At 62.8% G+C, this 21,612-nt stretch carries 22 protein-coding genes and 2 tRNA genes; 10 read left to right on the forward strand and 14 right to left on the reverse strand.

Features of this window, described 5'->3' with window-relative positions:
• The 4 genes from C444_RS09400 to C444_RS09415 form a co-directional block, all read right to left on the reverse strand.
• A partial coding sequence (locus C444_RS09400; RefSeq protein WP_004592511.1) for a hypothetical protein occupies positions 1-622 on the reverse strand: 622 nt, incomplete at its 3' end.
• Between the two features lie 2 nt (positions 623-624).
• On the reverse strand, positions 625-1,434 hold the full coding sequence (dacZ, locus tag C444_RS09405; protein ID WP_004592512.1) for a diadenylate cyclase DacZ: 810 nt from the start codon (positions 1,432-1,434) through the stop codon (positions 625-627).
• A gap of 73 nt (positions 1,435-1,507) precedes the next feature.
• Entirely contained in the window at positions 1,508-2,827 is a 1,320-nt protein-coding gene (locus tag C444_RS09410; protein ID WP_004592513.1) for a cobyrinic acid a,c-diamide synthase, read from the reverse strand.
• 2 nt (positions 2,828-2,829) lie between these two features.
• Positions 2,830-3,870 (reverse strand): nicotinate-nucleotide--dimethylbenzimidazole phosphoribosyltransferase, encoded by a 1,041-nt coding sequence (locus C444_RS09415; protein ID WP_004592514.1) that lies wholly within the window; start codon positions 3,868-3,870, stop codon positions 2,830-2,832.
• 86 nt (positions 3,871-3,956) lie between these two features.
• On the opposite strand from C444_RS09415, the gene C444_RS09420 reads away from it, so the two are divergent.
• On the forward strand, positions 3,957-4,181 hold the full coding sequence (locus tag C444_RS09420; RefSeq protein WP_004592515.1) for a DUF7385 family protein: 225 nt from the start codon (positions 3,957-3,959) through the stop codon (positions 4,179-4,181).
• A 364-nt stretch (positions 4,182-4,545) separates the two neighbouring features.
• On the opposite strand, the gene C444_RS09425 is transcribed toward C444_RS09420, so the two are convergent.
• A tRNA-OTHER gene (locus C444_RS09425) sits at positions 4,546-4,647 on the reverse strand.
• A 213-nt stretch (positions 4,648-4,860) separates the two neighbouring features.
• Between C444_RS09425 and C444_RS09430 the strand changes: the two genes are divergently transcribed.
• The gene (locus tag C444_RS09430) at positions 4,861-5,181 is read left to right on the forward strand and encodes a cupin domain-containing protein (RefSeq protein ID WP_049909381.1); all 321 of its coding nucleotides are present in this window, start codon (positions 4,861-4,863) and stop codon (positions 5,179-5,181) included.
• Between the two features lie 39 nt (positions 5,182-5,220).
• Here C444_RS09430 and C444_RS09435 read toward each other — a convergent pair whose 3' ends face one another.
• Positions 5,221-7,047 carry an FAD-binding protein gene (locus tag C444_RS09435; protein WP_004592517.1) on the reverse strand — a complete coding sequence of 609 codons (1,827 nt, stop codon included), beginning with the start codon at positions 7,045-7,047 and terminating at the stop codon, positions 5,221-5,223.
• Positions 7,048-7,293: 246 nt separating this feature from the next.
• On the opposite strand from C444_RS09435, the gene C444_RS09440 reads away from it, so the two are divergent.
• Together C444_RS09440 and C444_RS09445 are read left to right on the forward strand one after the other, a co-directional pair.
• Complete coding sequence (locus tag C444_RS09440) at positions 7,294-8,643, forward strand: PAS domain S-box protein (RefSeq protein WP_004592518.1); 1,350 nt, start codon at positions 7,294-7,296, stop codon at positions 8,641-8,643.
• Positions 8,644-8,717: 74 nt separating this feature from the next.
• Positions 8,718-9,638, forward strand: coding sequence for a 2-dehydropantoate 2-reductase (locus C444_RS09445; protein ID WP_004592519.1), 921 nt, complete (start codon positions 8,718-8,720; stop codon positions 9,636-9,638).
• A gap of 113 nt (positions 9,639-9,751) precedes the next feature.
• Here the strand turns inward: C444_RS09445 and C444_RS09450 are convergent, their stop codons facing one another.
• The 4 genes from C444_RS09450 to C444_RS09465 form a co-directional block, all read right to left on the reverse strand.
• Positions 9,752-10,639: a succinate dehydrogenase/fumarate reductase iron-sulfur subunit gene (locus C444_RS09450; protein WP_004592520.1), complete on the reverse strand. Its 888-nt coding sequence runs from the start codon at positions 10,637-10,639 to the stop codon at positions 9,752-9,754.
• 3 nt (positions 10,640-10,642) lie between these two features.
• The gene (locus tag C444_RS09455) at positions 10,643-11,008 is read right to left on the reverse strand and encodes a succinate dehydrogenase hydrophobic membrane anchor subunit (RefSeq protein WP_004592521.1); all 366 of its coding nucleotides are present in this window, start codon (positions 11,006-11,008) and stop codon (positions 10,643-10,645) included.
• Positions 11,008-11,427, reverse strand: a complete 420-nt coding sequence (gene sdhC, locus C444_RS09460; RefSeq protein WP_004592522.1) for a succinate dehydrogenase, cytochrome b556 subunit — start codon at positions 11,425-11,427, stop codon at positions 11,008-11,010. The genes C444_RS09455 and sdhC overlap by 1 nt, the downstream gene beginning before the upstream one ends.
• A 99-nt stretch (positions 11,428-11,526) precedes the next feature.
• Positions 11,527-12,549, reverse strand: a complete 1,023-nt coding sequence (locus tag C444_RS09465) for a succinylglutamate desuccinylase/aspartoacylase family protein (RefSeq protein WP_004592523.1) — start codon at positions 12,547-12,549, stop codon at positions 11,527-11,529.
• 114 nt (positions 12,550-12,663) lie between these two features.
• Here C444_RS09465 and C444_RS09470 point away from each other — a divergent pair, with 114 nt between their 5' ends.
• Positions 12,664-14,016, forward strand: coding sequence for a RimK family alpha-L-glutamate ligase (locus C444_RS09470; RefSeq protein WP_004592524.1), 1,353 nt, complete (start codon positions 12,664-12,666; stop codon positions 14,014-14,016).
• 23 nt (positions 14,017-14,039) lie between these two features.
• On the opposite strand, the gene C444_RS09475 is transcribed toward C444_RS09470, so the two are convergent.
• The 3 genes from C444_RS09475 to C444_RS09485 all read right to left on the reverse strand — a co-directional run bounded on the left by C444_RS09475 (position 14,040) and on the right by C444_RS09485 (position 16,676).
• Positions 14,040-14,651 (reverse strand): DNA-3-methyladenine glycosylase family protein, encoded by a 612-nt coding sequence (locus tag C444_RS09475; protein WP_004592525.1) that lies wholly within the window; start codon positions 14,649-14,651, stop codon positions 14,040-14,042.
• A 45-nt stretch (positions 14,652-14,696) separates the two neighbouring features.
• Positions 14,697-15,254 carry a serine O-acetyltransferase gene (gene cysE, locus C444_RS09480; RefSeq protein ID WP_004592526.1) on the reverse strand — a complete coding sequence of 186 codons (558 nt, stop codon included), beginning with the start codon at positions 15,252-15,254 and terminating at the stop codon, positions 14,697-14,699.
• Between the two features lie 264 nt (positions 15,255-15,518).
• A complete protein-coding gene (locus tag C444_RS09485; RefSeq protein WP_004592527.1) occupies positions 15,519-16,676 on the reverse strand; it encodes an acyl-CoA dehydrogenase family protein in 1,158 nt (385 codons plus the stop codon).
• Between the two features lie 113 nt (positions 16,677-16,789).
• Here C444_RS09485 and C444_RS09490 point away from each other — a divergent pair, with 113 nt between their 5' ends.
• From C444_RS09490 to C444_RS09505, 4 genes are all read left to right on the forward strand, one after another.
• Complete coding sequence (locus C444_RS09490) at positions 16,790-18,754, forward strand: 3-hydroxyacyl-CoA dehydrogenase/enoyl-CoA hydratase family protein (RefSeq protein ID WP_004592528.1); 1,965 nt, start codon at positions 16,790-16,792, stop codon at positions 18,752-18,754.
• Between the two features lie 156 nt (positions 18,755-18,910).
• Positions 18,911-18,985, forward strand: a tRNA-Glu gene (locus C444_RS09495).
• 104 nt (positions 18,986-19,089) lie between these two features.
• A complete protein-coding gene (glmU, locus tag C444_RS09500) occupies positions 19,090-20,271 on the forward strand; it encodes a bifunctional sugar-1-phosphate nucleotidylyltransferase/acetyltransferase (protein ID WP_004592529.1) in 1,182 nt (393 codons plus the stop codon).
• A gap of 138 nt (positions 20,272-20,409) precedes the next feature.
• Positions 20,410-20,589, forward strand: coding sequence for a DUF7576 family protein (locus C444_RS09505; RefSeq protein WP_004592530.1), 180 nt, complete (start codon positions 20,410-20,412; stop codon positions 20,587-20,589).
• Positions 20,590-20,694: 105 nt separating this feature from the next.
• On the opposite strand, the gene C444_RS09510 is transcribed toward C444_RS09505, so the two are convergent.
• Positions 20,695-20,904 (reverse strand): hypothetical protein, encoded by a 210-nt coding sequence (locus C444_RS09510; RefSeq protein WP_004592531.1) that lies wholly within the window; start codon positions 20,902-20,904, stop codon positions 20,695-20,697.
• A gap of 163 nt (positions 20,905-21,067) precedes the next feature.
• Here C444_RS09510 and C444_RS09515 point away from each other — a divergent pair.
• Positions 21,068-21,612, forward strand: a 545-nt coding sequence (locus tag C444_RS09515; RefSeq protein WP_004592532.1) for an AMP-binding protein, incomplete at its 3' end; no start/stop codon positions are given.

Consider the following 21,612-nt stretch of genomic DNA (forward strand, 5'->3'; position numbering starts at 1 on the left):
AGAGATGTGTATAAGAGACAGGTAGGATGTCTTTCAGCGCCAGCCCGCAGACGAACACCAGCCCGAAGGCGTACGCTGCCAGGAGGATGAGCAGGGCGAGAGTCTCGACGCCCAACTGGCCGAGCGCGATGAGCACCGCGAGGTAGAAGATGCTGTACTTGACGAGTTCCGGCAGCACCGTCGCCTCGGGCATCTTGACGCTGCGCAGCCGCTCGGAGACGATGAGCTTGGCCTTGTCGCCCGCGATGAGACCGATGATGACGGCGAACAGGGCGATAAACAGGTCGGGCAGGAACGAGGTGAAGCGAGCCCAGTACAGTTCCGGGTCGGTCAGTTGTGCGATGTTGAGGACGGCAGTGACCGTCGTGATGTAGATGAACAGCGCGGCCAGGTTCGAGACGATGCCGACGGTCGATGTACCGAGTCCTCTCGCAGTCCGCTCGAAAGGGGTCCCTTCGACCGCTTCCGGCACACCGAGTTCGCGCATGAACCGCCGGGATGAGCGCCAGACGAGATAGCCGAGTACGATGCCCACAGCCAGTACCACGAGCGAAAAGACGAACGTTCCCTGTGGCGAGAACACTCGCCGGATGATCGTGGCCCAGTCGAAACCAAACTGCATCCTCAGTACTCCTCGGGATCGATCTCGAGGACCAGCTCCCCGCCCTTGAACGCCCGTACGAGCCCGTCGCTCTCCGAGAGAACGATAGCCGTCGCCATCGTGTCACGGGTGACCGCGCCGGCCGCCATGTGCCGTGCACCGAGTCCTTTGGGGATGTCGACCCCCTCGGCGGAGGGTTCGAGGTACCGATACGCGGAGACGATCTTCCCGGCGTCGGAAATGACGAACGCGCCGTCGAGCCGCGAGAACTCCTTGAGCATCACGTTGACGATGGGGTCGCCGACGTGGACGTGGGACTTCTCGAAGGGGTTGTACGACAGCGGCCGGGATTTGTTCATCACCTTCCCGGCGTCGCCGACAACGAACAGGGCACCGACGGGTTTGCCCTTCTGACCCTTCTTCCCGAGTTCGATAGCGACCTCGAAGACATCGCGGACGACGCTTGCGTCCGCTCTGGAGTTGACGAACATGTCGTACACGCCGGAGGGCGAGAAGTCGTTGGTCTGGACCCGTACGAGCGTGTTCTCGGCCCCGTCCAGTACCTCGGTCACGCAGAGCACCTCGTCGCCCTCGTCGACGATGCCCTGCTCCAGCGCGCCCTCGACACCGAATCGGAGGCGGCCTTCGAGATCGGTGAAATCGATCGGCAGTTCGACGAACGGCTCCGCATCGAGGGTGTTCTCCGGGCCAACGACGACGATCTCCTCGTCGACGTCGTCGAACTCCTCGAAAAACGACGCGTTCGGGGAAAACAGGAACACGGCATCGACGTCTGCGACCAGGTCTCCGAGTAGGTCGCGCAACTCGTTCATTATCAGAACGACGCTGTCTGTCGAAAAAAAGGTTGCGGGCGGTCAGCCGCGCGTCCGACGGCGGTCCCTTCCGTCAAACGTCCTTCGAGGGCAGTGCAAGCAAGCGGTCGAAGGCACCGCTCTCCCCGTGGCAGTGACAATACGTGCCGACGGTGTTGTACTCGGTAAGCCCGTCGTGCTCGCCGTCGATTCCGTCACCCCGAACCACGTCGAAGGCGAACGACGCGTCACTGCCGAGGGTCGCGGCGGAGTAGTGGAACTCGTGGCCGCGGCGGTGCTCCCTGGATGCGGCCACGACGGTGTCTGACTGTGCCTCTAACTCGACGTGGTCGAGCGCCTGATACCGGTCTTGCATCTCGATGTCTGCGGGGAGGACCCCAGCCATCTCGTAGGTCTCGCCGTCGGTCGTCGTTAGCGACTCCGACAGCGCCATCAGGCCGCCACACTCGCCGTAGATTGGGACGCCGTCGGCGGCGCGGTCGGCTATCTCGTCGAGCGTCCCACCGGTTTCGAGTGCCTGTCCGTGGAGTTCCGGATAGCCGCCGGGCAGATAGATCGCGTCGACGTCAGGGACCGGGTCACCGGCGACCGGCGAGAACGGTTCGACGGTCGCTCGGGAGCGGAGCCGTTCGAGCACTGAGGGGTAGGTGAAACAGAACGCGCTGTCCTGTGCAACAGCGACCCGGTGGTTGGCCGCCGCTCCGTCATTATCCGCCGTCGCAGTCGCGACCTCCGGCGGTGCCCGTGCCACGTCGACCAGCCGCTCGATATCGATAGTCTCCGCCGCTGTCGAGAGCGCATCGCGGTCGAGGCCGGCCTCCGAGCCCATGTGCAGCCCGAGATGGCGGTCGGGGATCTCCAGGTCCGACATCGGCGGAATCCGGCCGAAGTAGGCGAGATCCTCTGGGAGTGCGTCCCTGATGCCGTCGGCGTGTCGGCCGCCGTGGGCACGCTGTGCGAGGATGCCGGCCACGTCGATGTCGACACCGATGCGATCGGCGTACTCCGCGAACCCGAGTGCCGTCGCGGCGACGCTTTCCATACCGGCTTTCGCGTCCACGACCAGAACGACCGGGAGGTCCAGCCCCTCGGCGACGGCTGCCGTCGAGGTCTTTGTCCCGTCGTAGAGCCCCATCACGCCTTCCACGACGCAGATATCGCCCTCGCCGCGCCAGTAGGTACGTCGCATTCCGTCCTCCCCCGCAAGCCAGGGGTCGAGCGTCCGCGAGGGCGCGTCGACGAGCGCCTCGTGGTGGCTCGGGTCGATGAAATCCGGGCCAGCCTTGGCCGGCTGGGGCTGATATCCGGCGTCTTCGAGCGCTGTCAGGGTCGCCAGCGTGGCAACGGTCTTGCCGACGCCGGAGCTTGTGCCGGCAAGAACGAACCCCTCCATCCTCACGTCCCCTCCTCGGCCGTCGCTGTAGGCGCATCGCCGATCAGGTCGTCGTAGAGGGCCGCAAAGCGATCCCGAACCTCTGCCATTGGGATGCCGGCGCGGTCGGCCAGCGCCAGCGCACCGCCCATCCCGGCCCCCTCCTTGGCTTCGCCGGCGACGAACCGCTCCATCGCGACGTGGTCGCTCCGGTCGAAGCCAGGGTCCGTCACTGTCAGATCGAGGTCGAGCCGGTCAGCCGACGCCCGCACGTCGGCGCTCTCGTCGTCGGCCACGTAGCTCGTCGTCGCCAGCCCGAGTGGTCCCTCGTAGCCGCCGTGGCGGACCAGCGCAGCAACGGCGACGCACTGGCTGCCGCCGGCCAGCGTTACGGCGGTATCACTCTCGACGGCCCCCGCGGTCAGGCCCGCAAGCGTCGCCAGAACGGGGTCTCCCATCCGGCGGACCGCCCGTTTCGGCTCGTTCGCGGCGTCGCCGGGTTTCAACGAACTTGCATGTAGCCCATCGGCGACCACCTGTTCCTTCTGTTCGGTCGGATTTTCCGGGAGTGATGAGGAGACCATCCCCGTCTCGCCCAGTGCACGAAGAACGCCGAGCGCCGTCGTCGTCCCGCCGGGTATCGTCTCGCCCAGATACAGTTCGTCGGCCGGGAGCGACTGGCCGAACTGTCGGGCGGCCGCGAACGCCCCGTGGGCCGTCGGCACCGGGTCCTGCGCCGCGATGTCCTTGCCCGGGCGTGCGCCGACTGAGACTGTCGGTGCCCCCGTTTTCTCTGCCAAGCCGCCATCAACAACTGTGGCGTCAAATCCCAGGACTTCTCGGACGGCTCGTGTCACCAGCGCCGGCGTCGGACAGCCGCTCGGGCTGACCGGCGTCACGTCCGTCCGAACCGGTGTGCCGTATGTCACTAACTCCGCGTCTGCCGCGGGCGTTATCGACATTAGCTCGGGATCGGCTCCGGCGGCGCTGATCCCCGACCGGCCTGCGGTTTCCGTGGTTCCTGCGACGAGTGCGAAGCGCGTACCGCCACCGGATGAAGTCATTGTAGTTGCATTATCACAAGTTAACTTTAATACCTTGGTGCCAGGGCGGCGCATGATTTATGCCGCACGCCCGCGGTTGCCCGAACATGGACGATTTTGACGAACTCCTCTCGTCGTTGACGCCGCGTGAGGACAACGAGGCGATCGCTTCCTACCAGAACACGACGGCTGTGGCCTGTCCGTCCTGTGAAGAGCCGTTCGACGATATGGTCGTCTGCAAGCAGGAGTTTACGTCCCTCAATCTCGATTTCGAGATGGACCTCTGTACGACGATCAACGACGGGAACGTCGTACTGTTCACCCACAAGTAACTGGTCGGAACTGGGACACGTCGCTGTTGTTTCTCTGGTTGTTTTCTGTACAATGGCGTGGCGGCCGGGATTGGTGTACTATCGAAAAATCAAATATGATAATTTCAGCGACGGTTTTTTATACAGCCCCTCTCGTTGTCTTCGATAGGCACCACACTGGTGCCGCACCACCCCCACCCCCCACCCCCACATTCCTTACCTTTCCACTTCCTGCGAGTCGTCGGCTCACACGCTGACAGCGTTTGTTACCCGATAGACCACAGTCAATTCTACGGGAATACGGTAGTTCTGGGCAGCCAGCTGTCAGGCCCGCGAGTGTGGCACATCAGGACCGGCCGTCACGCTCACATCGACTGTCCGAAAATGGAAGGGGCGGGAGTCGAACCACGCGGAGCCCTTTGCGGGGTAACCACCAACCGATTCTGGCATGTTGGCTGGTAGCGCTCTACCACTGAGCCACCCTTCCAAGCTACCCATAATACGTTCCTGACAACCAAGTAAGTGATGATTCCGGGTGTTTCCGCATCCAGAATTCTCAGTATTCTGGTACGACTTATCTGGACGCTGGTCCGTGTCTCAGCAGCGGCAACGCCTGAAGCGAGAGTGGTACCCGCCCCTTCGACCTTTCCTTTCGGATACACAACAACTTATTTTGCGCTGGCCGGCGACATCTGTGGTCGTGAGCTACACGAAAGTCAACTACACCGACGTAGAACCGGTTGCCGGTGCGATGCACTTTCTCCGGGACCCGCTGGACTGTGAACAGGTCGGCGTCACTGTGCTGGACTGTGACGCCGGCTGGACCGGCAAACCGCACGATCATGCCGACGAAGGCCACGAGGAGGTGTACATCCTTATCGAGGGAACAGCGACTGTCGAGGTTGACGGCGACGAGGTATCCCTCGAAGCGGGCGACGCAATCAGGCTTCCGCCCGAGGCGGAGCGAACGATTCACAACGGCGATACCGAGAGTACGTTCATCCTCGTCGGCGCACCCTGAAAATCGCAGAAACGGAGATCGCAGCCGGTGGTCAGGTCGTCAGTACGACCGGACCTTCGGTTCGTAGGTCTCCTCGTCGCCTTCGAGGATGACGGGCTTGTAGTACAGTTCCGGCTGTCCCTCGTTCCAGGCCAGCATCGTGTGCTTGATCCACTCGTCGTCCTTACGTTCCTGGTGCTCCGCACGCCAGTGTGCGCCGCGGAACTCCTCGCGTGCGAGTGCGCCGAGCGTGATGGCCTCGGCCACGTCGAGGATGTTGCGGGTCTCGATGGTGTGGATGAGGTCCGTGTTGTAGGTCCGGGATGGGTCCTCGACAGCGACGTTCTCGTACTCTTTGCGTGCCGCCCGGAGGCTTCGAAGGGCCTTTTCCAAGCCCTCCTCGGTCCGGAACACGTTGACGTTCTCGGTCATCGTCTCCTGTACGTCCGCACGGACTTCGGCGTGGTTGATGCCGTCGGACTCGATGAGGTCCTCGATGCGCTGGCGTTCCTGCTCGACGGTGGTTTCGAGCACTGCCGTCGGTTCGACGGCGGCCCCGTCAGCGGCGACATCGTCGCTGCTGGCGTCGATTGCGCCGGGTTCGACCGGCGGCTCCACATCGCCGGGCTCGCTCTTGGCGGAGGGGCCAGTCTGGATTTCGGCGGTCTTCATGTCCTTGCCGGCGGCGTGATGGCCGGCGCGGGCACCGAACACGAGCAGTTCCGGCAGAGCGTTCCCCCCGAGCCGGTTCGCGCCGTGCAGCGAGACACAGGCCGTCTCGCCGGCCGCGTAGAGACCGTCGATGCACGTCTCGCCGTTCTCGTCGCACTCGATACCACCCATGGCGTAGTGCTGGCCGGGCTTGACCGGCATCGGCTCGTCGAGGCCGTCGACGCCCTCGAAGTCCTCCGCGAGGTGAAGAATGTTCTCAAGACGGTCGAGGATACGCTCCTCGCCGAGGTGGCGCATATCGAGGTCGACGTACTCGTCCTCGACGCCACGGCCCTCGTTGACTTCGGTCAGTTCGGCACGGGCGACCACGTCACGGGAGGCCAGTTCCCCCTCGTTGTTGGCGTAGCCGTGTTCGAACATGAACCGCTCCTCGTCGTCGTTGTAGAGAATACCACCCTCACCACGGACCCCCTCGGAGATGAGAACACCCGTCGACGGCAGCGTCGTCGGGTGGAACTGGATCATCTCCATGTCCTCCATCGGGACGCCGGCGCGGTAGGCCATCGCACAGCCGTCGCCGGTGTTGGCGACGGCGTTCGTAGTGTGATCGAAGGCCTGCCCGAGGCCGCCGGTTGCGAGAATAACGCCGTTATTCGCCCGGAAGCCCTGAATTTCGCCGGACTTGATGTCGTAGGCGACACAGCCGTGACAGACGCGGTCCTCGGGGTCGTCGTGGTCGGTGACCGCGAGCTGGGTCACATACCACTCATCGTACACCTCGATGCCGCGCTTGACTGCCTGCTCGTACATCGTATGCAGGAGGTGGTGACCGGTTTCGGCACCCGCATACGTCGTCCGTGGATAGGAGAGGCCACCAAACGGACGCTGAGAGACGCGGCCGTCGTCCTCGCGCGAGAAGGGCATCCCCCAGTGTTCGAGCTGGATGACCTCTTCCGGGGCGTCCTTGGCGAATGTGTCGATAGCAGGGGCGTCGCCGAGGTAGTCGGACCCCTTCATCGTGTCGTACGCGTGGAGGTCCCAGGAGTCCCCTTCCTGGAGGGCAGCGTTGATTCCCCCCTCCGCGGCACCTGTGTGGCTCCGTACCGGATGGAGCTTGGTCACGAGGGCAACGTCTGCACCCTCTTCGTCCGCTGCAATAGCCGCCCTGAGGCCAGCGCCACCCGCGCCGACCACGATAACATCGTGTTCGTACATTGTGAGAGTGTCTCTTGGCGTGGTTTCGGCTTAGGATTAGCCAAACTTAAGCCTCCCTGTTGCGCTACTGAGTGCACCTCCATTAGCGGGATCCATCTGTTCCTGACATCGGCACTACTGTCATTCAGTGTGTATTTTTGACCTATCCGATGGAATTATATCACGCGCTGTGAATACTTAGGAACCAACTACTGATACTAGACCCACCAGATAGTCTCACTACGGGCCCGACCCGTTCCCACCCTGATGCCAGACCAGTATCTCACGTCAACTGATGACTTCGAAGCGGTGTTAGCAGAGGCACCCTCAGTACTGGCAGTCACTGATGGCGAACTGACAATACGGTTCGTCAGCCCAGCAATCGAACGGGTGTTGGGGTACGATATGGAGTCGCTCGTCGGCACGAACTGGCTGGATCTCGTCCACCCAGAGGACGCGGAGCGGGTCCGGGCAACACTTGCGGGCGAGCGGGAAGACGACGGGACTGAGTACCGGTTTCGGAACGCTGACGGCGACTGGGTCTGGCTCGAAACCATCGTCTCAGCGGACACCGAAACGGACCGTGATTGCCGGGTGTTCACGTCCCGCGATGTCAGTGACCGGCCGCGTTTCGAGGCCCAGTTTCACCAGTTCGTCACACACACTTCCGACGTACTCACCGTGTTCGACGAGCAGGGCAGCGTCGAGTATATCAGCCCGTCCGTGGAACGCGTCCTCGGCTACGAACAGGACGCGATGCAGGACTCGGACCTCTTCGAGTACGTGCATCCGGACGACCTCTCGACCGCGATCACCGAGTTCGGCCAGATGATAGACGATCCGGGGTACGTCGCCGTCATCGAGCACCGCTACCGCCACGCAGATGGCGACTGGATCTGGGCGGAGTCCCGCGGCCAGCAGGTCGCGAACGGGCCGCTGGAAGACCACGTCGTCGTGACGACCCGCGATATCTCCGAGCGGAAGCAGCGCGAACAGGAACTCAAGCGACAGAACCAGCGCCTCGAGCGGTTCTCGGATGCGATTAGTCACGACCTACGGAACCCGCTGGACGTTCTCGACGGCTCGCTCGAACTGGCGCGCGAGACAGGTGAAGAAGCGCACTTCGAGCGAGCCGAGCGGAGCATCGACCGGATGTACACACTCATTGATGACTTGCTCGTACTCGCTAAGCATGGCGTTGACCCGACGGAGATCGAAACCGTCGACCTCAACACCCTTTCACAGCGGGCCTGGTCGATGGTCGACACTCAGGACGCGACGCTTGAAACCGACGCCGACGACAGCATCAAAGCCGACGAAGGTGCGATGCTGGAACTACTGGAGAACCTCTTTCGGAACGCTATCGAACACGGTGGCGACGACGTGACCGTCACTGTGGGGACGGAATCGTGGGGGTTCTACGTCACGGACGACGGGGCGGGCTTTCAGGACGGCACCGTAGACCTGTTCGAACCCGGCTACTCGACGGCCGATGACGGAACGGGGTTCGGGCTCTGCATCGTCGAACAGATCGTCGACGCACACAACTGGGAAGTCATTGCGACCGACAGCGAAAGCGGCGGTGCTCGCTTCGAGTTCATCTGTTGCGATAACTGAACCACGACTCTGTGTTCGTGCCGGTAGTCGCTGCCCAAACCCATTTTACCCGGCTCGCTGTAGTTACAGGGAACGTGAAACTCTGCATCTTCGGCGCTGGCGGTGTCGGCGGCTATCTCGGCGCACGACTCGCCGACGCAGGCCACGAGGTCCACCTCGTCGCTCGGGGAGCGCATCTCGATGCGTTACAGTCCGACGGCCTGCGAGTCGAGAGTATCCGCGGCGACACGGTGGTCGACCTCCCTGCGACTGATGATCCGGCCGAGATCGGCCCCTGCGACGGTGTCCTGCTCTGCGTGAAGTCAAACGATACGTTCGCGGCCGCCGCGGACATGGGACCACTACTCCGCGAGGGAACTGCCGTCGTTTCATTCCAGAACGGGGTCGACAACGAGGCGTGGCTGGCGGAAACGATAGACGAGTCCCACGTTGCCGGCGGCGTGGCCTACATCTTCTCGACCATCGGCGAACCCGGTGTCGTCGAGCACACTGGCGGGCCGGCCCGGTTCGTCTACGGCGAACTCGACGGTCGGCACACGGAGCGCATCGAGATGCTGGACGACGCGCTCTCAGCAACCGAGGGCGTTGATGCGGTGCTTGCCGACAACATCCGCGTCGAACTCTGGCGGAAGTTCGCCTTCATCTGCGCCCAGGCCGGAATGACGGCGACGACAAGGCGGCCGGTCGGCGACCTCCGAGAGAACGAGGCGTCTTGGGAGATGTACCGCCGGCTTATCGAGGAAGTGTGTGCTGTCGCCCGAGCGGAGGGCGTCGACCTGCCCGACGATACGGTCTCTGAGTGGCTCGACTTTGCCGAGGAGCTTGACCCGGGGATGTACTCATCGCTCCACTACGACCTGACCCACGACAAGCCGATGGAACTCGATGCGCTCAACGGTTCGGTGGTCCGCCATGCCGACGAGGTTGGCGTCGAAGCCCCGATGAACGAGGCCGTGACCGCGATTCTGTCGCCGTGGGCCGCTGGGGACGACTGACCGAACGGTCCACAGTTCCGAACTGAAATCGCGATAGCTGTCAGCTAGCACTCACGGTCATAACCGCTGTCGGAGTGAGAGCGCGAACTGGAAAACTAGCCAGTCGAACCGCGTTACCAGAACTTGAGGTTGTTCTTGACCGCTTCCCGCTTGAGTTCCTGGATGTGTTCGGTCAGCGGGATGTCCTTCGGACACACCTCGGTACAGGAGAACTGGGTTTGGCAGCGCCAGACGCCATGTTCCTGTTCGATGATGCGCAGGCGCTCCTGCTTGCGGTTCTCGCCTTCACGCTCGTCCATCGCGAAGCGGTACGCCTTGTTGATGGCGGCAGGGCCGAGGTACTCGTTGTCGCCGGCAGCGATGTTACACGAGGACATGCACGCGCCACACCAGATACACCGCGTCGACATCTTGACCTTCTCGCGGTTCTCCCGGGTCTGGCGCTGCTCTTCGAGCTTGTCGTCCGGGGTCTCGTCGGCATCGAAGTACGGTTCGACGGCCTCCATCTGGTCGTAGAAGTGCTCCATGTCCACGACGAGGTCCTTCACGACCTCTTGGTGGGGCAGCGGCTCGATGCGGATGGGGTCGTCCAGTTCCGATATCTGCGTCTTACAGCCGAGGCGCTGTCGCCCGTTGACGAACAGCGCATCCGACCCGCAGACGGCCTGCCGACAGGAGTGTCGGAAAGTCAGCGAGGAGTCGTAGTGGTCCCGTGCGTAGATGAGGGCATCGAGGATGGTCATGCCCTTGTGGAACGGAACGCGGAAGTCGTCGAAGCGTGGCTCTTGTTTCCCCTCGACCTCGGGGTCGTAGCGGAACACTTTCAGCGTGATCGTGTCTTCGTCGTCGAGGGTCTCCTCCTCGACTTCCCGCTGGGCCTGCTCCTGTGCCTGTCGTTCGTCTCGCTGTGCGCGCCGACGGTCACCCGGGGATTCGACTTCGGGCTCTGTCTCTTCGTCGGCCTCCGTCTCGGTTTCCTGTTGTTCGATTTGCGTACTCATAGTTTAGACGAGAGTCGTCATGGCCAGCGACACGCGGGTCCCCTGCACGACGAGCAGGAGGCCGGCGATGCCGAGCATGTATTTGACTGCGTTTTTCTGGGAACCGGTGAGTCCCTGGTTGACCAGCGCGTTGTACACGCCGTTGACGCCGTGGAATGTCGCGGTCACGAGGAACAGCCACATCGTCGCGAAGTAGCTGACCTGGCTCATCCGGGCCTGCGTGCCAAGGAACGTGATGTCCGAAGCGTGGTTCACGAAGTGCAACAGCATGAAGTGGAACGCGAGCACGCCGATGAGGAACACCGCTGTCAGGCGCTGGAACAGCCAGCGACGCCCGCCGCGGTCAAAGGAGGAGTAGTGCTGTGCCATCAGGCTAGTTTCCCCCCGAGGAACGTCGGCACGCTTGCGATGACGATTGCGCCGGTCAGCAGGAGCGATGCGTAGAAGCTCTTGTCCTGCGATTCCAGCCCCACGCCGAGATCAACCATCAGCAGTCGAATCCCGTTGAGGATGTGGAAGACGGCGACGGCCAGCAGACCGACTTCGAGGAACCGAACGATCAGCAGCGATTCGAGACCGCTGAGCGTACTGGTGTAGAGGTCGCTGCCTGCCTGCGCGCTCGCCGGATCGACGCCGACCGAAGTGCTCAGCACCGCGATGTGGGTGAACAGGTAGCCCACGAGAACCCAGCCGGTGAACTTGTGGAAGATCCAGGCCCACATCCCGGCCGTGAACTCCCGCCACCGTCCGAAGTCCTCGACGGTGCCGCGATTGTAAGACTGACTCATACACTGGGGGGTTAGTCCGGGGACAGATAGTAGTTTCTACAACGGACGCGTATCGCCGGAATCCCGCCCGAAGACGTTCGTCAATTGACTACTCCGCAGTTACCAATCGTCGTCGTCCGCCCGGCGGTTCCACTCGATTGCCCGCTGTGTCCGGTCGTCAAGTCGGACCAGATGGCAGAGGGGGTTGCCGGGATACACCAGTGGATTCTCAAGGATGCCGACGAGCAGGCCGGTAAACGGTGCCCGCATCAGCGTGTTCTCCGTCTTGAACGGGTTCGTGATCGTACAGATCACGTCGTCCTCGTACACCAAGTCGCCGCGGTGGTAGTGCATGTCAACCAGGCCGCCCGAGTCCGCGCGGATCCAGGTCTTCTCGCCGGTGTCATCGATGACCGTCCGCCAGCCCGGCCACCGGACGGTGTCGGAACTCCGCAGACCGAACTCCGCAAGCACTGACCGCACGCTCTCCAAGGCTGAGTCGATGAGCGGCCGCTGGAACCGGTGGGCTTCGCCCATCTCTATCGTTATCGTCGGAACGCCTGAATCGCTCAGTTCTCGACGTAGAGATCCTGAGGGGCCGCCTGAGGAGATTATGACGTTTGACGCGAAGGCGTTCGCGACCCGCGCAACCTCCGGGTCGTCCATATCCGCCCGAACGTGAAGCATGTTGGTACGCCCGCGCGTGGACGTGTGGAAATCGAGGCCCACGTCACAAGGGGCCAGGAAGTTTCGGAAGATCTCGTGGGCCATCCGCTTCGCGCTCGTTGAGTCGGGGTCGCCGGGGAACGAGCGGTTCAGGTCCCGGTCGTAGATGGGCAGGTATCGCTCCTGTGCCAGAAACGCAGGGACGTTCAGCACCGGGAGACAGACCAGCGTCCCCGCCAGTCCATCGTGGTCCCATTCGTGGGCTACCTCCCGGACGACCTCAATGCCGTTGAGTTCGTCGCCGTGGGCCGCCGCCGTGAGAAACACTGTCGGACCGGGCCGCTCGCCGTTGACGATGGTAACCGGCATCCGGACGGCGTCCCCCAGATACGTCTCGCTGACCGTGTAGCGAACGTTACGGGTCTCGCCCGGCGAAACGATTCCCCCGTCGTAGGTGAACGGTTCGGCCTCGTCCATGCACTCACAACGAGAGGCGGCTGATAAAACCCCTCCGGCGAGACAGGTCCCCGACGGGACCCTGTGGCATGCCACATCCGTACACCTATACTGAGGCCGACAGAAGACGACAGTATGAGCGATCAGAACCTCACGGTGGGCGTTCTCAGTCTGCACTCAAGCAAGGAGTCAAAGGCGATTTTGAACGCAGTCGACGAGATGGGTTACGGGACGGAGTGGCTCCGCGCCGAAAACACCGCGATCAGCGTTGCCGACGGCGAAATGACGCTCGAACCCGACGTCGACGCGGTCGCGAACCGGCTGCTGCTCTCCAGCAACGAACACCCTGCGGAGGGAATCGGGCTCGGGATGACCATCAGCCGACTCGCACCGATGCTGAACGAGCCGATGGCGGCGACGACGGCCTTACACAAGTTTGCGAGCGCTGCTGCACTGGCCGATGCCGGTGTTCCGGTCCCGGATGCGCTGCTCGCACTATCGAGCGACCTGCTGAACGAGGAGCGGGACCGCTTCGGTGACCGCGCGGTGTACAAAACGGCCATCGGCACCCACGGCGGTGGGACGTGGATGGTCGATCTGGAAAACCAAGTCAACGCACAGGTCGGCGGTCGCTACGCGTTCTTACAGGAGTACATGGAACACGACGAGAAGCGCCACCACGACCTCCGCGTGTACGTGGTCGGTGACCGGATCGTCGGGGCGATGAACCGCTACGCGCCCGAGGGCGAGTGGCGAACCAACGTCGCGCTGGGCGGCGAAGTCGAGGACATGACGGGCGAACTGCCCGAGCGTGTCAGGGAAATCGCGCTTGACTCGGTCGAGGCCATCGGACTGGACTACGCCGGCGTCGATATCGTCCAGAGCGATGACGGCTACTACGTGCTCGAAGTGAACCCCACCGCCGGGTTCCGCGGCCTGTTCAAAGCCAGCGGCGTCAGCCCCGCCCCCTACATCGCTCAGCTCGCCATCGAGCGGGCCGGCGGGAGTGTTGACGATGAAACTGTCGAGCGACTCTCCGACCGACTCGACGACTCCAAGCCCGCGTGTACGCCGAAAAAACCACAGCCGCAAGCACAGAAAAACGTCGTCGTGGGCTACATCGAGGAGGTCGTCGTCACTGGAACGCAGGGGACCAAGTCCGTCCTTGCGAAGTCTGACACCGGCGCGACCCGGACCAGTATCGACGCCAAGCTCGCTGCGGAAATCGGGACGGGGCCGATTCTCGATATCGTGAAGATCAAGTCCGGGAGCGTCAAGTCCGGCCGTTCGCGCCCGGTCGTCGACCTCGTCGTCGGCGTCGGCGGGACACAACACACTGTCACGGCCAGCGTCGAAGACCGCTCGCACATGGACTACCCGCTCCTGCTGGGCCGAGATATCCTCAAACACTACCAGGTCGACGTGACCCGCCGGGCGGACGACGAGCCGGAAGCGGAGACTGAGGAAGAGGAACAGATCGAGGAGTAGGGACGCGGTCGTACCGAGTCCGCTCAGTCTTCACGAACCTCGGCGACGCTCTCGGCGATATCCTCGCTGGCCCGCCACAGATACAGGCTCGCGTAGCTCCGATAGGGCGACCACCGCTCGGCGTACTCGCGCATCTCTGCGCGGCTGTAGCCCTCACCGACGACGGCTTCGAACCCCTTCCGGATGCCGAGGTCGCCGACCGGAAACACGTCCTCGCGGCCGAACGCGAACAGCAGCTGCATGTTCGCGGTCCAGTCGCCGACGCCCGTGATAGTTGTCAGTTCCTCGTGGATTTCTTCGTCAGTTGTATCCTCGAACGTCTCCATCGAGTAGCCGTGTTCCAGAAACGTATCGGCGACCTCGTTGACGTAGCGGGTCTTCTGCCGTGAGAGCCCGGCATCTCGGAGCACCTCGTCGTCAGCGTCTCTGATGCCTGCTGGTGTCACGGTGACGGCGTCGAACAGCCGTTCCCGTGTCGCGGCGGCCGACGCCATCGATACCTGCTGGCGGAGAATCGAGACGACGAGCCGCTCGAAGAGGTCCGACGCCGGGTCGAGCGTGAGTTCGCCGTGTGTCTCGACTAGCGGTCCGATGTCGGGGTCCGCACGTAGCGCCTCGTGTGGCGAGTCACTCATTGCTCTGTGGTACTGGCTGGACCGAAAAGAACGTGTCTGTCGCCGTTAGCCGTCGGCGATGATGGGGTCAGGATTCGGCGAGGCCATATCAGCAGCGCCGACTGGCTCCGCCGGGTTGCCGACGACTGTTGTCTCCGGAGCCACGTCATCGACGACGACAGCGCCAGCGCCGACGGAGGCGTTCTCCCCGACGGTGATCGGTCCCATTATCGAGGCGTCAGCGCCGATGGTCGCGCCGTCCTCGACCGTCGGGTGGCGCTTCTCCCGTCGCATGGACGTGCCGCCGAGGGTGACGCCGTGGTACAGGAGTACGTCGTCGCCGATCTCGGCCGTCTCGCCGATGACGATGCCCATCCCGTGGTCGATGAACACACGCTCGCCGATCTCCGCGGCGGGGTGGATCTCGATGCCTGTCAGGAACCGCGTGACGTGGGCGATGAGCCTTGCGAGTAACGTCCGGTCGCTCGTCCAGAGCCAGTGGGCGATGCGATAGGCCCAGATCGCGTGCAGGCCGGGGTACGTGAGCGCGACCTCCACGGCGCTGGTCGCCGCCGGGTCCTTTGCGAGTGCTGTACGGATATCCGCTTTGAGTCGGTCGAACATTGGTGTGTTGTGGGAGAGCGTATTGTCTGCACACGAGACAGTCGGTCGTGGTCCGAACCGCCGGACGGAGTTCACCGGAGACAACAACAGCGACGGGGAGAGCAGCAACTGATTACGGTCCGAAGCGGGCGAGTAGCGGGATCTGAGGGTCGGTCGCCCATGGTTGCTCTATCTACGTCGCTCGGTGGGTTAAAAAGCAGTGGTTCAACGGGCCCTCGCAGGGCTGCCGAGAGTGCGCTGTGGGGCGAGACAGTGCCGGACTGCTTAGGTCATGCCCTTCCCGAGCAGTTCCCGGGCGATGATGTTCTTCTGGATCTCGGTCGTCCCCTCGTAGATCTGGGTGATCTTCGCGTCGCGGTAGAACCGCTCGACGTCGAAGTCGTTGACGTAGCCAGCACCGCCGTGGATCTGGACGGCTTCGTCGGCCGTCTCGACGGCGACACGGGAGGCTTTTTCCTTGGCCATCGACGCCAACTGCGTGAGCTGATCGGCGTCGTTGTCGACGCTCCAGGCAGACTTGTGGGTGAGCTGCCGTGCGGCCTCGATTTCGGTGAACATCTCTGCGAGCTTGTGCTGGATGGCCTGGAACTCCGAGATGGACTGGCCGAACTGCTCGCGGTCCTGGGCGTACTCTAGAGCGCGTTCGGCAGCCCCACGGGCGATACCGACACCCTGTGCGGCCACGCCGGTCCGGGTCTCGTCGAAGAACTGCATTATCTGGAGGAAGCCGGCCCCGCGCGTTCCCACGAGGTTGTCCTCGGGGACGCGCACGTCGTTGAGGATGAGTTCTGCCGTGTCTGACGCACGGATGCCGAGCTTCCCGGTTATCTTCTCGGCCTCGAACCCGTCGCGGTCAGACTCGACGAGAATCTGCGAGAACCCGTTGTATCGCCCTTCCGCGTCCGGGTCAGTCTCACAGAGGACGACGAAGTAGTCGCCGACCGAGCCGTTGGTGATCCACATCTTGTTGCCATTGATAACCCACTCGTCGCCTTCCTTTCGCGCCTGCGTCGACACCGACGACACGTCCGAGCCGGTGTCGGGTTCGGAGATGGCCGCGCCCATGATGGCATCGCCCGTCGCGACGGGTTTGAGATACTCCTCCTTCTGGGCCTCCGAGCCGAACCCGATGAGGGCGTCAGCGCCGAAGGCGGCCGACTGGATGCTCAGACCGATACCGGGATCGGCCGCGAACAGCTCCTCGGCGATGATGGCGTTCGTCAGCGTGTCGTAGCCTGCCCCGCCGTACTCCATCGGAATGTTCGCGCCTGTCAGCCCCATCTCAGCGGCCTTCTCGACAATCTCCTGGGGAAACTTCTCTTCCGTGTCGTACTCGGTCGCGACGGGTTTGATCTCGTTTTCCGCGAATCGGGCGATCTCGTCCTGTATCTGTCGCTGCTCTTTCGTCAGTTCGAAGTCCATATGTGGTGTGTTGACGTGAAATGCATTAATGGTTTGTAATCCGAAATAAACTTGGTAGTGGTTTTCTAATGAGAGAAACGTTGAAGCCTCGGCCGGCAGTGGAACGATATGTCATGGATTTCGAGGATATTGACACTATCGCCGTGCTCGGTGCCGGGAATATGGGCCATGGAATCACCGAAGTGGCCGCCATCGCAGGCTACGACGTGCGGATGCGGGACATCAAAGACGAGTTCGTCGAGGACGGCTACGACAACATCGAGTGGTCGCTGAACAAGCTGGCTGAGAGAGACCAGCTCACGCAGGAAGAGGCTGATGCGGCACTGGACCGCGTGACGCCGCTGGTCGACGTCGAGGAAGCAGTCAGCGACGTCGACGTGGTCATTGAGGCTGTGCCAGAGAAAATGGAGATCAAGAAAGACGTGTACACAGAGGTGGAAGAACACGCGCCTGAGGACGCCATCTTCGCCACGAACACGTCCAGCCTCTCCATCACGGAACTGTCGGAGGTGACCGAACGGCCCGAGCAGTTCTGTGGGATGCACTTTTTCAACCCACCGGTGCGGATGCAACTGGTCGAGGTAATCTCCGGCGCACACTCCGGCGACGACACACTGGACGCTATCGAGGCGCTTGCCGAAGACTTCGGCAAAACGCCGGTCCGCGTCCGCAAGGACTCGCCTGGCTTCATCGTCAACCGCATTCTCGTCCCGCTGATGAACGAAGCCGCGTGGCTCGTCCACAACGGTGAGGCGACCATCGCTGAGGTCGATTCGACGACGAAGTTCGACATGGGCCTGCCGATGGGGTCGTTCGAACTCTCCGATCAGGTGGGTAACGACGTCGGCCTCCACGTCCTCGAATATATGCACGAAGTACTGGGCGAGCCCTACGCCCCGTGTCCGTTGCTCGAAGAGAAAGTCGAGAACGAGGAACTCGGGAAGAAGACCGGCAAAGGGTTCTACGACTACGAGAACGGTGGCGTCGACATTCCGACCGACGCCGGCCGCGAAGACGTCGAGCACCGCCTCGTCGCCGTGATGGCGAACGAGGTCGGGAAGCTCGTCGAGAACGACGTCGCTCCCGTTGCGGACATCGACCAGGCCGTGAAGCTCGGCGGCGGCTTCCCGGACGGTCCCGCGAAGATCGCTGATAAGACTGGCCTTGAGACACTGATCGACACGCTTGAGGAAACCCACGAGGAGACGGGCGCGGAGCGCTATGCTGTCTCCGACGGCCTCCGAGCGGCTGCCGAGGCGGGCGGTTTCTACGGCAGCGAAGACGACGTGCCGGCGGAGTTCGACAACGTCACCGTCGAATATCCCGGTGACATGGTCGGTCACATCGAACTCGACCGCCCGCACCGGATGAACACCGTCAGCCCGGAACTGATGGACGACCTCGCCGACGCCGTCGACCTGCTCGAAGACGACGACGAGGTGCGTGCCATCCTCCTGACCGGGGCCGGCGACAAGGCGTTCTCTGCCGGGGCCGACGTGCAGTCGATGGCCTCCAACGCGACGCCGCTGGACGCCATCGAACTCTCCCGCAAGGGGCAACAGACATTCGGAAAGCTCGAAGAATGTTCGATGCCGGTCGTCGCCGGGATCGACGGCTACGCGCTGGGCGGCGGGATGGAACTGGCGACCTGTGCCGACCTCCGCGTGGCCTCGGAACGCTCCGAACTGGGCCAGCCTGAGCACAATCTCGGCCTCCTGCCCGGCTGGGGCGGCACCCAGCGACTCGCCCGCATTGTCGGCGAAGGCCGCGCCAAAGAGATCATCTTCACCGCCGAGCGCTACGACGCCGCTGAACTGGCCGAGTACGGCTTCATCAACGAGGTCGTCGACAACGACACCCTCCACGAGCGGGCGCTGGAACTGGCCAAAGACATGGCTGCCGGCCCGCCGGTCGCACAGAAACTCACCAAGCGCGCGATGCTCGCCGGCCGCGACGACATCGACGCCGGCCTCGAAGTCGAATCGCAGGCCTTCGGGCACCTCATCGGCACCGACGACGTGATGGAGGGCATCAACGCGTTCATGGGCGACGGAGAGCCGGACTTCGAAGGGAAGTAATAACGGCGCCAGGACCTCGCGACGAACTACGTTGCCTCTTTTTTCTGAAGACGGCTCGGGTGATCTGTTTACGATAACCGCACGCCTGTGGTACGCACCCTCAGGTAGCGTTGATTTCGATGGGGTTAAATTGGTCCACCCGGAACGGTTGGGTACGCTCGGTTGGTGTAGTCCGGCCAATCATCTTGGCCTTTCGAGCCGAGGACCAGGGTTCAAATCCCTGACCGAGCACATTACTGTCGTAAACAACTCAGTGAGCAACAGCGCCCGTCACCAGGGTATTATATCGAGTCAGCAGCGGTAGCTATTTTTCCGGGCAGGGAGACGGGCAGACCATGCAAGCAGTCGTACTCGCGGCGGGGCAGGGGACGCGTATGCGGCCGTTGACAGACCACACTCCAAAGCCGATGCTTCCGGTCGCTGACCGGCCGCTGGTGGCACACACCGCCGATACGGCAATCCAGGCAGGGGCCGACGAACTCATCTTTGTCGTCGGCTATGAGGCAGAGGCAGTCCGCTCGTACTTCGGCGACGAGTACAGCGGCGTTCCGGTCAGCTTTGCCGTTCAGGAGGAGCAACTGGGGACTGCCGACGCGGTGGCCGCCGCGAAGGACCACCTCGATGGCCCCTTTGCAGTCCTCAACGGCGACAACCTCTACGATGCCGAGAGCCTCAGCGGCCTCTTCGATGCCGCGCCATCGGTCGCTGCCTACCGCGTTGACGACCCGAGGAGCTACGGCGTACTGTCGACCGAGGGCGATACCATCACCGGCATCGTCGAGAAGCCGGACGACCCGCCGACGGACCTGGCGAACGCCGGCGCGTACGTCTTCCCGGCGGAAGCACGGGACTGGCTGGACGTGCCGCTCAGCGACCGCGGGGAGCGCGAAATCACGGACGTGCTCGCGAAGGTCATCGAGGAGTCGCCGGTCACGGCCGTCGAGGTCGACCGCTGGCTGGACGTGGGCCGGCCCTGGGAGCTACTGGAAGCTAACGAGTGGAAACTGGGGCAACTGGACCGCCGACTCGACGGGGAAGTGCGTGGCGATGCTGACCTGCGCGGCGAAGTCGTTGTCGAGGAGGGCGCGGTCATCGAACCCGGCGTCGTCATAGAGGGGCCGGCGCTGGTCCGCTCGGGCGCGCACGTAGGACCGAACGCGTACGTCCGCGGGGCGACCCTGCTGGGGGAAGATACCCACGTCGGCCACGGGGTCGAACTCAAGAACACGGTTTTGATGGCTGATTCGAACGTCCCGCACGTCTCCTACGTGGGTGACAGCGTCATCGGTCGCGAGGTCAACTTCGGCGCGGGAACGCAGGTGGCGAACCTCCGGCACGATGGCGACCCAGTCCGGATGACGGTGAAAGGCGACCGCGTCTCGACTGGTCGGCGGAAGTTCGGCGTCGTCGCAGGCGACGGCGCAAAGACTGCGATCAACACCAGCCTGAACGCCGGCGTCGTGCTCTCGTCGGGCGCGACGACTACCCCTGGGGAGTCCGTTACCCGGGACCGATAGCGGGACCGCACAGCGGGCGTCCGTCTGGCTTACGCACACGCTGCTCTCATTCTGTTACCGATTCGACATTCGTGTATGTTCGTGACGTTCAGTGCAAGTATGTGGGATTAAGTGGCGTGAAAGACACTCTCAACTAAGATGGTCGACCCGACATCAGATCACCACGAAGATATCGACGAGGACGAGGCACCGGAGTGTGCTACCTGCGGTGACGCTATCGCTAACGAAGTGACCCATCGCGTCATTACATGGATCGAGGACGGCAGCGTCGAAACAGCCCACTTCTGCAACGAGGACTGCCGACTAGAGTGGCAATAACGCGTCTGTTCTAACTGCCTTCTGGACAGCGGCCGCTTGCTGTGCGTCACTCGCGATTCGGACCGTTCGGCTGCATTCCTCCGCTGTCAAAACCGAATCTTCATCTCAGTTCATCTGCGTATCGATGTGGTGGACAGCGTCCGGTGAGAGAAGTCGCCCGGTGGGGAGTTCGACCCAACCGTTTGCGAGGACGCGAACCGCTCCCTCGTGGAGGACTGTCTCCTGATCGATGTCGCCGTACACGATGGCGCTCTCGGAGGTCTTGACGAACTGATCTACGGCATCATCCCAGGCTGGTTCCGTCGAGAAGACCATGGTTCGACTATGCTGCGGCCGAGATATGGTCTTGGTGCGACACTTTTTCATCCCGTCGTCACCCTTTCTTTCAAAACCGTTGACGGAATCAACTCCGACAAACCAATAGAGTGTTAACATCCTGCACATATTTGGGATGGCCTAGTGAACACTGCGGTATGACATGACTGCGGGCAATCACGCTGACTGGCGTCAAGCCGAGGAAGCGTACACTGATGAAGTCATCGGCGACGACACGCTGGGCGAGATGTTCGCCGCGAGCGCGGCGCGGAACGCCGAAACGACGGCCCAACTGTACAAGGGTGGCGTCTACGATCGGTCACTGACTGACGATGTGATACCGGTGGCTCCCGACGGCGACTACGCCGAACTCAGCTACGAGCGGATGCATCACTTGGTCAAATACCTGGCCGCAGGGTTCCGTGACCTCGGTGTCGGCCCGGATGTTCGCGTCGGTATCTTGGCAAACACGCGAATGGAGTGGGCGCTGAGTGACTTTGCTATTCTATCTGCGGGTGGGGTGGTGACGACTGTGTACACGGATTCCTCACCGAAGCAGGTCCAGTATCTGCTGTCGGACCCGGAGGCAAGCGCCGTCGTCGTGGAGAACGCTGAGATGCTGGACCGTGTGCTGGCTATCGAGGACGACCTGTCGCTCTCGTCCACCGTCGTCATGGACGACACCTGTCTCTTATACACATCTCTGAG

Origin of the sequence: Haloarcula japonica DSM 6131 (genome assembly GCF_000336635.1) — an archaeon.
Taxonomy (GTDB): Archaea; Halobacteriota; Halobacteria; order Halobacteriales; family Haloarculaceae; genus Haloarcula; species Haloarcula japonica.